The 12,652-nt window shown below is 61.2% G+C and carries 14 protein-coding genes and 1 tRNA gene; 11 read left to right on the forward strand and 4 right to left on the reverse strand.

Annotated elements, in window-relative coordinates; genetic code table 11:
* Positions 1-9: 9 nt before the first annotated feature.
* Complete coding sequence (locus AC1DV9_RS19055; protein ID WP_112513818.1) at positions 10-309, reverse strand: hypothetical protein; 300 nt, start codon at positions 307-309, stop codon at positions 10-12.
* Positions 310-426: 117 nt separating this feature from the next.
* Here AC1DV9_RS19055 and AC1DV9_RS19060 point away from each other — a divergent pair.
* Positions 427-501, forward strand: a tRNA-Asn gene (locus AC1DV9_RS19060).
* A 23-nt stretch (positions 502-524) separates the two neighbouring features.
* Positions 525-845, forward strand: a complete 321-nt coding sequence (locus AC1DV9_RS19065) for a hypothetical protein (protein WP_477949692.1) — start codon at positions 525-527, stop codon at positions 843-845.
* On the opposite strand, the gene AC1DV9_RS19070 is transcribed toward AC1DV9_RS19065, so the two are convergent.
* Entirely contained in the window at positions 846-1,166 is a 321-nt protein-coding gene (locus AC1DV9_RS19070; RefSeq protein ID WP_477949693.1) for a hypothetical protein, read from the reverse strand.
* A 181-nt stretch (positions 1,167-1,347) separates the two neighbouring features.
* Between AC1DV9_RS19070 and AC1DV9_RS19075 the strand changes: the two genes are divergently transcribed.
* The 6 genes from AC1DV9_RS19075 (at position 1,348) to AC1DV9_RS19100 (ending at position 8,138) form a co-directional block, all read left to right on the forward strand.
* A complete protein-coding gene (locus AC1DV9_RS19075) occupies positions 1,348-1,656 on the forward strand; it encodes a hypothetical protein (protein WP_112387949.1) in 309 nt (102 codons plus the stop codon).
* A gap of 152 nt (positions 1,657-1,808) precedes the next feature.
* Entirely contained in the window at positions 1,809-3,260 is a 1,452-nt protein-coding gene (locus AC1DV9_RS19080; RefSeq protein WP_477949694.1) for a cryptochrome/photolyase family protein, read from the forward strand.
* Entirely contained in the window at positions 3,257-4,603 is a 1,347-nt protein-coding gene (locus tag AC1DV9_RS19085) for an NAD(P)/FAD-dependent oxidoreductase (protein WP_477949695.1), read from the forward strand. The genes AC1DV9_RS19080 and AC1DV9_RS19085 overlap by 4 nt, the downstream gene beginning before the upstream one ends.
* Positions 4,600-5,454, forward strand: a complete 855-nt coding sequence (locus AC1DV9_RS19090) for a DUF1365 domain-containing protein (protein WP_477949696.1) — start codon at positions 4,600-4,602, stop codon at positions 5,452-5,454. The genes AC1DV9_RS19085 and AC1DV9_RS19090 overlap by 4 nt, the downstream gene beginning before the upstream one ends.
* 80 nt (positions 5,455-5,534) lie before the next feature.
* Positions 5,535-6,794, forward strand: a complete 1,260-nt coding sequence (locus tag AC1DV9_RS19095) for a class I SAM-dependent methyltransferase (RefSeq protein WP_112539701.1) — start codon at positions 5,535-5,537, stop codon at positions 6,792-6,794.
* A 36-nt stretch (positions 6,795-6,830) separates the two neighbouring features.
* On the forward strand, positions 6,831-8,138 hold the full coding sequence (locus tag AC1DV9_RS19100) for an MFS transporter (RefSeq protein ID WP_477949697.1): 1,308 nt from the start codon (positions 6,831-6,833) through the stop codon (positions 8,136-8,138).
* Here AC1DV9_RS19100 and AC1DV9_RS19105 read toward each other — a convergent pair whose 3' ends face one another.
* The gene (locus tag AC1DV9_RS19105; RefSeq protein WP_477949698.1) at positions 8,139-8,975 is read right to left on the reverse strand and encodes an SDR family NAD(P)-dependent oxidoreductase; all 837 of its coding nucleotides are present in this window, start codon (positions 8,973-8,975) and stop codon (positions 8,139-8,141) included.
* 101 nt (positions 8,976-9,076) lie between these two features.
* On the reverse strand, positions 9,077-9,733 hold the full coding sequence (locus AC1DV9_RS19110; RefSeq protein ID WP_477949699.1) for a ChrR family anti-sigma-E factor: 657 nt from the start codon (positions 9,731-9,733) through the stop codon (positions 9,077-9,079).
* 217 nt (positions 9,734-9,950) lie between these two features.
* Between AC1DV9_RS19110 and AC1DV9_RS19115 the strand changes: the two genes are divergently transcribed.
* The 3 genes from AC1DV9_RS19115 to sseA are packed head-to-tail and all read left to right on the forward strand — an operon-like array spanning position 9,951 to position 12,648.
* Positions 9,951-10,991 (forward strand): cysteine synthase A, encoded by a 1,041-nt coding sequence (locus tag AC1DV9_RS19115; RefSeq protein WP_112387943.1) that lies wholly within the window; start codon positions 9,951-9,953, stop codon positions 10,989-10,991.
* A gap of 6 nt (positions 10,992-10,997) precedes the next feature.
* Positions 10,998-11,735: an alanyl-tRNA editing protein gene (locus AC1DV9_RS19120; protein ID WP_477949700.1), complete on the forward strand. Its 738-nt coding sequence runs from the start codon at positions 10,998-11,000 to the stop codon at positions 11,733-11,735.
* 43 nt (positions 11,736-11,778) lie between these two features.
* Positions 11,779-12,648 carry a 3-mercaptopyruvate sulfurtransferase gene (sseA, locus tag AC1DV9_RS19125; RefSeq protein WP_477949701.1) on the forward strand — a complete coding sequence of 290 codons (870 nt, stop codon included), beginning with the start codon at positions 11,779-11,781 and terminating at the stop codon, positions 12,646-12,648.
* Positions 12,649-12,652: the final 4 nt, after the last annotated feature.

Raw genomic sequence — 12,652 nt, forward strand, 5'->3', positions numbered from 1 at the left:
TTCCAGACTTTAGCTGCCGGCGGGCCTGCCCCGCCGGTGCCACCAGACTGACAGCCTGCGACGCCAGCGGCGCGCCAAAGGCAGATCGTGCGACAGCACGATGAAGCCCAGCGGCAGCATCCAGAAGCCGAGGATGGGCAGAAACCCCAGGAAGCCACAGACAATCAGCAGCAGTCCGATGCCGATCCGCGCCATGCGCGAGCGCGGCAGCGGGATGCGCCAGGAGCCAAGAACGAGCTCGCCGGTCGCATGATCGATGCCAAAGCGCTTGGCGCGCGAATTTCCAGTGTTGTTTTTCCCGTCAGTCATCCACAGGAGATGGGGATAAGTGCAGCAATTGCAAGCAGATGTCATTTTTTTGAAAAAACCGCTTGGCAAATCGAACAAGCATTTGTATTAGCCCACTCACACCGCGGCAAGCGGTGATCCCTGGTAGCTCAGCGGTAGAGCATTCGACTGTTAATCGACAGGTCGCCGGTTCGAATCCGGCCCGGGGAGCCAGATTCATCAGCCTAGCTGATAGATTGAATGAGCCGGTTCGTCAGCGAACCGGCTCTTCTTTTTTCTGCACTTCGATGTGTGGAACAAACCCCGCCCTCGCCGCTTACCATCTGATGGCAGAGGATTTTTCAGAACGGTGCGAGCAGGCCCTTCAGCGGTTCATGGCGGAGTTCGGCATAACCGAGCGCGACAAAGCGATGCGCCATATCGTGCAGGATTGGCTGATCAGCCACGGTTATGCCGAAACGCGCGAAGGCAAAGCCGAACGCACCGAAGGCGATAGCGGACGCGATCCGGAATTCGTGCAATATCCAAGCTATTACAAGGATGGCGGCACGCTCTGATCAGAGCGACGACGATGCCGTGTTGATCAGATCGCAATCGATGCGCAGGCCGATCTCGCTGACGCAGAAGTGCCCGCTAGCTTCGCCATCACCCGACGCGAAATTCAGCGGCGGCGGTACGCGGACCGGTTCGGCCGTCCACAGGACGGGCCTCGACAGGTCAAGACGCTGGCTCTCGGCGGATTCGCTCTTCAGGATGGCGGTGGCGGCCATCATACCGCCGATCGTCAGGGCAACCGACAGGGCGGCTTTGAACGACATATCCGCTGCTTCGATAAAGGAAATGACCACCTGAACCCCACGCGCCGCATCATGCGGCATGGCGCTTCCTAATCACGCGAAAGAAGCCGTGGCCAGCGGCTTCGCCTGTTAAGGTTTACGCGTAACCACGCCTGACATCACGGGCCGAAACTCTAGCGGGAAATTTCGGAACAATGGCTCGCCGCGCGGGTTTTGCCTTGGTCACCCAAAGTGAAAAAGCAGAATAAGGAGGAGTTTCTCCATGCGTAAGACATTTGCCGCAGCATCGCTGCTCGCGATCGGCCTCGCCGCACCCGCCTTCGCGCAATCGGCACCGGCCTACGATACAACGGCACCGGATGCACCGCGCTATTCGTCCGATATGAGCGTTGATAACAACGGCACGCATCCTGTTCGTGTCGAGCCGGTCGATCCGGTGACGACCGAGAGCATCGGCGAGCCGCGTGGCGTGCTCGATTGCCCGAATATGCCGCAGCAGGGCGTCGTCGATAGCCGTGCCGGTCAGGGCGGCGCATCGATCAGCGATCGCTGCCGCGAGTATGACAACTGACCGACATCATTCCCCGGAAAGGGCCGGTTTCGACCGGCCTTTTTCATGTCCGCCTGACGTGTGAATAAAACTGTCTCTCCGTCTGAAACTTTTGATCCAGAGGCGCCGTAAGTGCGTAGCAGACCAAAAGAACAGAACAGGGAATGACGGCGTTGGCGAAGGCAGTGGAAAAACCGGTTATTGTCTGGTTTCGCAAGGATTTGCGTCTGGACGACAATCACGCGCTGCACGAGGCTTGCGCCTTGGGAAAGCCGGTCATTCCTATCTATATCCGCGAGCCCGAATCGTCGGGCAATGGCCCGCTTGGCGCTGCCCAGGCCTGGTGGCTTCACCACTCACTCGAGGCACTCGACCGCTCGCTTCAAAAGCATCACAGCAAGCTCGTGCTTTTGAGCGGCAACGCGCTCGATGTGCTGCACGCGCTGATCAAATCGACGGGTGCCGAAACGGTGCTCTGGAACCGCCGCTACGATCCGCCCGGGATCGCCATCGACACGCGCATCAAGCACGAGCTGGAACGGCAGGCTGTACAGGCGCAGAGCTTTGCCGGGCAGCTGCTACACGAGCCTTCGAAGCTGAAAACCGGCGGCGGCACGCCCTACCGGGTCTACACGCCGTTCTGGCGGGCGCTGGAGGGCTCCGGAGAGCCGCCGCATCCGCTGGAAGCGCCGAAGAAGATCGCCTTCCCCAGCCATTGGCCGCAATCCGACAGCCTCGCCTCCTGGAAGCTATTGCCGGTGAAGCCGAACTGGGCGTCGGCCTTCGACGAGGTCTGGACGCCTGGCGAGGATGCGGCGCTGGAGAAGCTTGCCGATTTCGTCGACGATCGCCTGAGCGGCTACAAGAAGGATCGCGACTTCCCCTCGGTTACAGCCACCTCCATGCTGTCCCCGCATCTGGCACTCGGCGAAATATCGCCTGCCCGCATATGGGACGCGACGCGGGGATTGTCGAAACGTGTTTCGCCGGATGATCTCGTGCATTTCCGCAAGGAGCTTGCCTGGCGGGAATTCTGCTATCATCTGCTCTTCCACTTCCCGAAGCTGCCCTACGCCAACTGGAACGATCGTTTCGACGGCTTCGAATGGCATAACAACAAGGCGCATTTCGACGCTTGGACGCGCGGCCTGACGGGATATCCGATCGTCGACGCCGGCATGCGTCAGCTCTGGCGGCATGGGATCATGCACAATCGCGTCAGGATGATCACCGGCTCGTTCCTGATCAAGGACCTGATGATCGACTGGCGGCGCGGTGAAAAGTGGTTCCGCGACACGCTTGTCGATGCCGATCCGGCGAGCAACGCGGCCAACTGGCAGTGGGTCGCGGGCTCCGGCGCCGATGCCTCGCCATTCTTCCGCATCTTCAATCCGGTGCTGCAGGGCGAAAAGTTCGATCCCGACGGCACTTATGTGCGCGAATTCGTCCCCGAGCTCGCAAAGCTCGACACCAAATACATCCACCGCCCCTTCGATGCACCGGCTGCGGTGCTTGAGAAAGCTGGCATCATTCTTGGTGACACCTATCCCAAACCGATCGTCGATCACGCCGCCGCCCGCGACCGCGCGCTGAAAGCTTACAACGCCATAAAGGACGCTGCATGAACGCGCATTTTCATATCGCCCGGCCACAGCAGGAACGCTTGAGGATCGCCGTGATCGGCTCCGGCATTTCGGGTGCTTCGGCTGCCTGGGCGCTCAATCCGGTGCACGACGTCACGCTGTTCGAAAAGAACAGCCGCCCCGGCGGGCACACGGCGACCGTCGACGTCGATTATGACGGGAAGCACATTTCCGTCGATACCGGCTTCATCGTCTATAACGAATGCAATTACCCCAATCTGACCGCGCTGTTTGCGGAGCTCGACGTCGCAACGCATGCCAGCGACATGAGCTTCTCGCTGTCGCTGGACGAGGGCCGTCTTGAGTGGAGCGGCTGCGGCCTCTCCTCGCTGTTTGCCCAGAAGCGCAACCTGCTGCGCCCGTCCTTCCTGCTGATGATCCGCGAGATCCTGCGCTTCAACAAGACCTGCCTGGAAGACCGCGCCGCCGGCCATCTGGCATCACGCTCGATCGGCGATTACCTGGATTGGCGCGGCTTTTCCCCGGGGTTCACCAACAATTATTTGGTGCCGATGGCGGCCGCCATCTGGTCGACGCCGTCGCAGCGGATGATGCAGTTTCCTGCCGAGCACTTCGTCAACTTCTTCGACAATCACCGGCTGATCTATACCAAGCAGCATCAGTGGCGGACGGTGACGGGCGGCAGCCGCAACTACCTGGATAAGCTCCTGGCGCCGCTCGGCAGCCGGTTGAAGCTTTCCTGCGGCGTGCGCGGCGTGATGCGTAACGCCGATGGTGTGACCGTGATCGACGACAGCGGCAACGAGCAGCATTTCGACAAGGTGATCTTCGCCTCCCACAGCGACCAGACGGCGAGAATTCTCGTCGATGCCACCGATCGCGAGAAGCGGTTGCTCGGGGCCGTGCCCTACCAGCCGAACCGCGTCGTGCTGCACCGCGACCTGTCGCTGATGCCCAAGCGGCAGAAGGTATGGGCATCGTGGAACTACCTGCGCTCCAGCGAGGACGATGGCCGCGCCGAGGTTGCCGTCAGCTACTGGATGAACCGGCTGCAGGGAATCGATCCCGCCCTGCCGCTGTTCGTGACGCTCAATCCCGGGCGCGAGCCGGATCCGGCAAAGGTCTTTGCCGAGTTCAGCTACGAGCATCCGCAATTCTCGGCGGAAGGCATGGCGGCCCAGCGGGAGATCGCGTCGATCCAGGGAAACAACAATTGCTATTTCGCGGGCGCCTGGACGGGCTACGGGTTCCATGAGGATGGACTCGTATCCGGCCTGGCGGCGGCGGAAGCCCTGGGCGGGGTGATCCCCTGGCGGGCCACCCAGGCTTCTTCCCGCGAACCTCTTCTGGACGCGGCGGCGTGACTGCCCGCCCGCAAAGACATGGCGCGAGCATGGCGCGGAACGGTCCGTCGCCGGATGCCGCCGCCGCGCTCTATTGCGGCAGCGTCATGCATCAGCGCATGAAGCCTTTCGGACATCGCTTCCAGTACAAGGTCTTCTCGCTGCTCATCGATCTCGACCGGCTTGCGGAAGCCGATCGCCTTTCGCCGGTCTTTTCCGTCAACAGCAGCAACCTCGTCGCTTTTCACGAGGCAGATCATACGGGTGATGCCGGGATGCCGTTGCGCACCTACGCCGACAGGCTGCTCGACAACGCCGGGCTTGGTGAGCGGGCGGCGCGCGTTCTGCTCGTCTGCTATCCGCGTATCCTTGGCTACGTCTTCAATCCGATTTCCGTTTATTATGCCTATGGTGCGTCCGGCGACCTCATCGCCATGATCTACGAGGTCAGGAACACTTTTGGCGAGCGGCACACCTATGTTTGCCCCGTCGGTCTTGGCGAGCTTTCGGACAGCGGGCTGCGGCAGAGCTGCAGCAAGCTTTTCCATGTTTCTCCCTTCATCGGCATGGATATGGACTATCACTTCCGCATGCTTCCGCCGGGCGACGAGATCCGCTGGCGGATCCTGGAGACAGATCGGCAGGGACCGCTGCTCGCGGCGACCTTCTCCGGCGCGATGAAGCCACTGACCAGCGCCACCCTTGTCGGGTTGACGGCGCGCATCCCCTTCCTGACCTTCAAGATCGTGGGAGGGATTCATTGGGAGGCGCTCAAGCTCTGGATCAAGGGGGCGAAATACATTTCGCGCCCTGCCCCGCCGCCACCGGTAAGTGTGCGCCACCCATCCCATATTGCAGAAGCTGCTGAATGACATTAGCGTTCGCAGAAATGCCGGGGGGCTGGCTCATGCAATCTCCGTCCTTAACCGGCTAACGGCTGGAGGAACCGATCATGACCACTGCAGAAGACTGGAATTCCTTTGCCCGCGGCGCACTGGCGCTGACGGCCGATAATCTTGGCCGCTTTTCGAAGGGCCTGCCATTGAAGGCGAAGTTCGCGCTGCGCGGCCTCCTGCAGATGCAGCACGGCGCGCTGGCGCTCGAACTTCCGGACGGACGCAAGGCGCTGATCGAAGGCCGGATCGAAGGTCCTCGCGCCGCCGTTAAGCTGAACAACTGGAACCTTGCCAGCCGGGCGATGACCAGCGGCACGATCGGCGTTGCCGAGACCTATATGGACGGCGACTGGCAGAGCCCCGACATTACCGCCTTCCTCGAACTGTTCCTGATCAACGGCGAGGCGGCCGAAAAATATTCGAACGGCAGGAAAGGCATCATGCGGGTGTTCGAGCGCATCCGCCACTGGATGAACACCAACACCAAGACGGGCTCGAAGCGCAACATTTCGGCGCATTACGATCTCGGCAACGACTTCTACAAACAGTGGCTCGATCCGACGATGACCTATTCGTCGGCGCTCTATTCCACCGGCGCCAACGATCTGCAGTCGGCACAGAACGCCAAGTACCGGGCGCTTGCCGAAGCGACAGGCATCAGGCCGGGCGATCATGTGCTGGAGATCGGCTGCGGCTGGGGTGGTTTTGCCGAATTCGCCGCCAGCGAAATGAACTGCAAGGTGACGGGATTGACGATCAGCCGCGAGCAGCTGGCCTTTGCCGAAGAGCGCATCCGCAAGGCGGGGCTTGCCGACCGGGTCGAGCTGCGCTTCCAGGATTACCGCGACGAGAAAGGGCTCTACGACCGGATCGTCTCGATCGAGATGTTCGAGGCCGTCGGCGAAAAATACTGGCCTGCCTATTTCTCCAAACTGCGCGAATGCCTGAAGCCGGGCGGCAAGGCGGGGCTGCAGATCATCACCATCAAGCCAGAGGCTTTCGATCAGTATCGCAGCAATCCTGACTTCATCCAGAAATACGTCTTCCCGGGCGGCATGCTGCCGACGCAGGACCATCTGGCGGAACTCGGCCGCAGGGTCGATCTGTCGCTGGTGAAGGATTTCGGCTTCGGTCTCGATTATGCCCGGACATTGGCCGAATGGCGCGAACGCTTCTGGAATGTCTGGGAGCGCGTCCGGCCGATGGGCTTCGACGAGCGTTTCAAGCGCCTCTGGGAATTCTACCTCTTCTATTGCGAGGCAGGATTCCGCGCCAAGAATATCGACGTCCGCCAGGTCGTCTTTTCGCGCAGCTGACGGCAGCGGATGAGCGGCGAGCGGCATGGAGCAAATGTGACAGCCGCGACCCGCCTCGCCTATGCGCTGCCCGCCGCCCCGCTCGCAGCGCTCGGCCTGCCGCTCTATGCCGTCGTTCCGACCTATTATACCGAGACGCTCGGTCTGCCGCTTGCGGCCGTCGGGCTGACGCTGTTGCTGGTCCGGGTCTTCGATGCGGTCTGCGATCCCATTATCGGCTTGCTTGCCGACCGCTACCGGCCGAGATTCGGGCGACGGCGGTTCTTCTTCGCGCTGTCGTTACCGGTGGCGGCGATCGCGGCACTGGCGCTCTATGCGCCGCCTGCCGGTGCGACAGTGGTCTGGCTCGGATTCTGGGGCTGCCTGCTTTCCCTCGGCTTTACGCTGGCGCTGGTGCCCTATTCGGCTTGGGGCGCCGAACTGGTCAGCGATTATGCGGGGCGCACTTCGCTTGCCGCACAGCGCGAAGCGACGACGCTGGTGGGAACCCTGATCGCCATCGTCCTGCCCTTTGCAATCGGCCTTGATCCGGCGGGCGGCATTTCGGGACTGGCCGTACTTGGCATTGCCGTCGCCATCTCGCTGCCAGTGATCGGCGCGTTTACCCTATCGAAAGTCCCGGAACCTTCGGAGCATACGGCTGCGATCGTCGGCTGGCGCAAGGGGCTCGGCTATCTCGCCGCCAATCGTCCGTTTGTCCGGCTGCTCTCCGCCTATTTCATGAACGGGCTTGCCAACGGAATACCCGCCACGCTGTTTCTTTATTTCGTCTCTGCGAGGCTCGGCATGCCCGAGGCACGCGGTCCGCTGCTTTTCATCTATTTCCTTGCCGGAATAGCCGGAGTGCCCCTGGCGGCGTTTGCCGCCAAACGAGCAGGTAAGCACCGCGCTTGGTGTCTGGCGATGATCGCCGCTTGTCTGGTGTTTGCCGTGGCACCTCTGCTGCCGCCGGGTGCCGTCTATTCGTTCGGCCTTATCTGTGTCCTGGCCGGGCTGATGCTAGGCTTCGATCTGTCGCTGCCGCCTGCGATGCAGGCCGACGTGATCGACGAGGATACGGCGAATTCGGGCGAACAGCGCAGCGGCCTCTATTTCGCAGCCTGGGGACTGGCAACAAAGGCCTCGCTGGCCGTGGCTGCAGGGCTGGTGTTTCCCGCCCTGGCGTTGTTCGGTTTCGATGCCACCAAGGGAGCAGACAACACGCCTGCTGCGCTGACGGCGCTCGGCGCCATCTACGCATGGGTGCCGATCGCGCTGAAGCTCGGCGCCGTCGCATTGATGTGGAATTTTCCGCTCGACGAGGCGAAGCATCGCGAGCTGCGCCATCGTATCGAAAGCCGCTGATCACTCGGCCGGATGTGGGGTGACGGGGTGATGGCTGTGCTTTCCGGCCGGCCGTTCGCTCCAGCCGGTGGAGCGGTTGAGCAGCCAGAAATACAGGCTATAGGGCAGCATGCGCAGCAACTTCAATTGATAGGTGAAGCGCTTCGGGAAGCTGATCTCGAAGGATTGCGATTTGAGGCCGGCGGCAATTTCCGACGCCGCTTCCTCGACGGATATCAGCGACGGCATCGGGAACTCGTTTTTCTGCGTTGCCGGCGTATCGACAAAGCCAGGGCAGATGATCTGGATGCGGATTCCCATCTTGTCGAGATCGAATTTCAGGCTCTCGGCCATATTGATGAGTGCGGCCTTGCTGGCGCCGTAGGCAGCGCTCGTTGGCAGCCCGCCATAACCCGTCACCGACGAGACGATGGCGATCTGTCCCTGCCCCTTGCCCTTCATGTGCCTGACGGCAGGCACCAGACAGTTGACCACACCTGAAAGGTTTACCGCAAAGGTCTTCTCGAAGTCGGCAATATTCAGCTCTTCTGCATGAACGGGCAGATAGACACCTGCATTGAAGATCGCCATGGCGAGCGCGCCGTGTTCGTATTCGATTGAGGCGAGCACATGTTCCATGTCCTCGGCATCGGTCACGTCACCATCGAGAACGATGATGCCGCCCGGAAGGCCGTTGGCTTCGGACTGCAGTTCGGCGAGCTTTTCGTGATCCCGGGCGGTGACGGCAACCTTGTAGCCCTCGCCTGCGAGCTTCAGCGCCAAGGCTCGGCCGATGCCGGAACTGGCGCCTGAAATCCAGACGATGCCGTGTTCGGGGCGGGCAATGAAATCGCGCATATGAAATACCTCCAGGACTGCCGGATTCAACACCAAACCGCGTCCGGAAGTTCCCCGAGTGCTCCCGGATTCAAGCTCATATCACGCTATTGTGGCTGCTTTCAGCCGATCAGATCGCCAATCAGCTGACGGAACGACCCTGTGAGCTTGATCGGTGCGTCGAGCACGGAAAAAGCAATGCACGGACGCTCCTTTTCAGCCACCGGCCGGTGGTTGAGGGTCTCGTCGGCAACGGAAATATCGCCCGGCCCGAACCGGCCGCGTTCATCGATGAAGGCGCCGTCGAGGATGAGGATCAGCTCCATGCCCTTATGGGTATGGGCGGGAAGCGCACGGCCGGGACGGATCCACATCAGGCTGACCTCGCAGCCATCTATATCCGTCGAATATTCCTTGAACCCGGGAAGTCTGGTCTTCCACGGCACGGTATCGGCATCGAAACCGACAAGCTCGCGGATGGGGCGCGGGAAGACAGGCTTGGCAGAGTTCGGCATGCGGGCAGCCGATGGCATGTCTTTTGAAGCAAAGATCGCCTGCAGGCGCTGGTCGCGATCGGCGATCGGCGTGCCGTCCGTCAGCTCGAGGGCTTCGCCGGCGAGCAGCTCCAGATCCGTCACCAGGCCACGGTTATCCGGCTTCAGTTCCAGGTGGGACGCCACAAGCACGCGCGCCGGTTCTGGCAATGAACCGGCGACATAATGCGCCATCAATGCATCGACACTGTCTATATGCTCATGAACCATATCGGTTTCGGTCACGCCCTGTTCCTGCGCTCCGCAATTGCTTGTCGTCGTCCATACGCGGAAAGTCAATCTTCGGATCACCCGCCACTTTTGGGCCGACTTCGAGACTTCCCGAAACTGAAGACTAATTTTACCGGCGCGGGCAATGGCGAGGAATAGCATTTCTTGCCAACCCTGCCTTGTGAAGGGAAAAGACCGTTCTTACAGTAAGAGCTCCAAAGAGGCAGATTCCATGACCTTCTACCCCTCCGTGATCGAAGCGATCGGCAACACCCCGCTCATCAAGCTGAAGGGCGCTTCAGAAGCGACCGGCTGCACTATTCTCGGCAAGGCTGAATTCCTCAATCCGGGCCAGTCGGTGAAGGACCGCGCCGCGCTCTACATCATCCGGGATGCGGAGAAGAAGGGCCTGCTGAAGCCCGGCGGCGTGATCGTCGAGGGCACGGCCGGCAATACCGGCATCGGCCTGACCGTCGTCGCCAAGGCGCTCGGCTATCGCACCGTCATCGTCATTCCCGAGACGCAGAGCCAGGAAAAGAAGGATGCGCTCAGGCTGCTCGGCGCTGAACTCGTTGAAGTGCCTGCCGTCGCCTACAAGAACCCGAACAACTATGTGAAGGTTTCGGGACGTCTTGCCGAACAGCTGGCAAAGAGCGAACCGAACGGCGCCATCTGGGCCAACCAATTCGACAATGTCGCCAATCGCCAGGCACATATCGAGACGACCGCCAGGGAAATCTGGCAGGATACCGATGGCAAGGTGGATGGCTTCATCTGCGCCGTCGGCTCCGGTGGCACGCTGGCTGGCGTCGCGGCCGGTCTGAAGGGCTTCAACAAGGACATCAAGATTGGTATCGCCGACCCGGAAGGCGCCGCGCTCTACGAATTCTACAAGAACGGCGAACTGAAATCCTCGGGCTCCTCGATCACCGAAGGCATCGGCCAAGGGCGCATCACCGCCAATCTCGAAGATTTCACGCCTGATTTTGCCTATCAGATCACCGATGCAGAAGCGCTTCCCTATGTCTTCGATCTTGTCGAGCATGAGGGGCTTTGCCTCGGCGGATCGACTGCGATCAACATTGCCGGTGCCGTTCATCTCGCACGAGATCTGGGCCCGGGTCACACGGTGGTGACAATCCTCTGCGACTACGGCAACCGTTACCAGTCAAAGCTTTTCAACGCCGACTTCCTCAAGTCCAAGGGCCTGCCGGTTCCGGGCTTCATCAAGTCCGCGGCAGATATCAACATACCCTACGAACCAGCAGCGTGAGACCCGATGCCAGTCAATGCCCTCTATCGTGACGACTTCTACCTTTCGACATCGGAGGCGGTCGTCACCGCCATTCACGACGATGGGGGCATCGAACTGGACCAGACCTGCTTCTACGCGACATCGGGCGGACAGCCCGGTGACACCGGCTTTCTAGAACGCGCCGACGGCTCGAAGATAGAACTCGGCCAGACGAAGCACGGCGCTGCCAAGGATATCATCATCCATGTGCCGCTCGACGGGCAGCCGGTTCCTGCAGTCGGCGAAAAGCTGGTGCTGCATGTCGATTGGCCGCGCCGCTACAAGCTGATGCGGATGCACACCGCCTGCCATCTGCTCTCCGTCGTCTGTTCCTTCCCGATCACCGGTGCGGCCGTTGGTGAAGACGAAAGCCGTGTCGATTTCGATATGAGCGAGACGATCGACAAGGACGAGGTGACGGCGAAGATGATGGAACTGGTGAACCAGAACCATCCCGTATATCTGCAGTGGATCACCGACGAAGAGCTCGCCGCCAACCCTGGTATCGTCAAGTCGAAGAACGTGCGCCCGCCGATGGGCCTCGGGCGTGTCAGCCTGGTCTGTATCGGCGAGAATTCCGCGATTGACAGCCAGCCATGCGGCGGGACACATGTGTCGGAAACGCAGGAAGTCGGGCAGATTCACATCGCCAAGATCGAAAAGAAGGGCAAGGAAAACCGCCGCTTCCGCATTCGCTTCGGCGCTCCCGGCGACGAGGCGTAAGGCAGCCGTTTAAAGGCTGCATCAGGAGATCAGGGAGAGCAGAATGAGTGAAGACAAGAGCCGCTTCGTCGTTTCGGCCGATTGGCTGCAGGGCGAGCTTGGAAAGCCGGATCTGCGCGTCCTCGACGCCTCCTTCTATCTGCCGGCGCAGAAGCGCGATGCCGATGCCGAATATGCAGCGGGCCATATCCCGGGTGCGATCCGCTTCGACCAAGACAAGATCGCCGACCACTCCACCAACCTGCCCCATACGATCCCCTCGCCCGGCTATTTTGCCACTGAGGCGGGCAAGCTCGGCATCAGCGAGAACGACCGGATCGTCGTCTATGACGGCATCGGCATGTTTGCCTCGCCGCGTGTCTGGTGGCTGTTCCGGGTGATGGGCGCAAAGAACGTCTTCGTCCTCGACGGCGGTCTCGATGGCTGGAAGGCCGAGGGACGTCCGCTGGAAACGGCAAAGCCCGATTATGCGGCTGCGACCTTCAAACCCAACTATGACGAGGCCCGCGTGGTCACGCTCGATCGCATGCGCGACATCGTTTCGAGCGGCGCGCTGCAGATTGCTGATGCCCGCAGCGCCGGCCGTTTCGCCGCCGCCGAGCCCGAGCCGCGCGCAGGCATGCGCTCCGGCCATATGCCCGGCGCCCGCAGCCTTCCCTCCGGCGTCTTCGCCACACAGGGCCGCTTCAAGTCGCTGCCCGAACTGAAGCAGACAATCGAAGACGCCGGTATCGACTTGTCGAAGCCGGTCGTCACGTCCTGCGGCTCCGGTATCACCGCGGCAATCATCACGCTGGCGCTGGAATCACTCGGCCACACCGACAACAAGCTCTATGACGGCTCATGGAGCGAATGGGGCAGCCGCGACGACACGCCTGTCGTCACCGGCCCGCCCGATCCGATCAAGGCTTGAGCGC

The organism is Rhizobium sp. 01L410, from assembly GCF_056400165.1.

Excerpts from the sequence above, each read along its gene's own strand:
- AC1DV9_RS19120 (WP_477949700.1), top strand. The coding sequence starts at position 10,998 with ATGCCAGTCAATGCCCTCTATCGTGACGACTTCTACCTTTCGACATCG.
- AC1DV9_RS19070 (WP_477949693.1), bottom strand. The coding sequence starts at position 1,166 with ATGCCGCATGATGCGGCGCGTGGGGTTCAGGTGGTCATTTCCTTTATC.
- AC1DV9_RS19115 (WP_112387943.1), top strand. The coding sequence starts at position 9,951 with ATGACCTTCTACCCCTCCGTGATCGAAGCGATCGGCAACACCCCGCTC.
- AC1DV9_RS19105 (WP_477949698.1), bottom strand. The coding sequence starts at position 8,975 with ATGCGCGATTTCATTGCCCGCCCCGAACACGGCATCGTCTGGATTTCA.
- AC1DV9_RS19055 (WP_112513818.1), bottom strand. The coding sequence starts at position 309 with ATGACTGACGGGAAAAACAACACTGGAAATTCGCGCGCCAAGCGCTTT.
- sseA (WP_477949701.1), top strand. The coding sequence starts at position 11,779 with ATGAGTGAAGACAAGAGCCGCTTCGTCGTTTCGGCCGATTGGCTGCAG.
- AC1DV9_RS19085 (WP_477949695.1), top strand. The coding sequence starts at position 3,257 with ATGAACGCGCATTTTCATATCGCCCGGCCACAGCAGGAACGCTTGAGG.
- AC1DV9_RS19095 (WP_112539701.1), top strand. The coding sequence starts at position 5,535 with ATGACCACTGCAGAAGACTGGAATTCCTTTGCCCGCGGCGCACTGGCG.
- AC1DV9_RS19075 (WP_112387949.1), top strand. The coding sequence starts at position 1,348 with ATGCGTAAGACATTTGCCGCAGCATCGCTGCTCGCGATCGGCCTCGCC.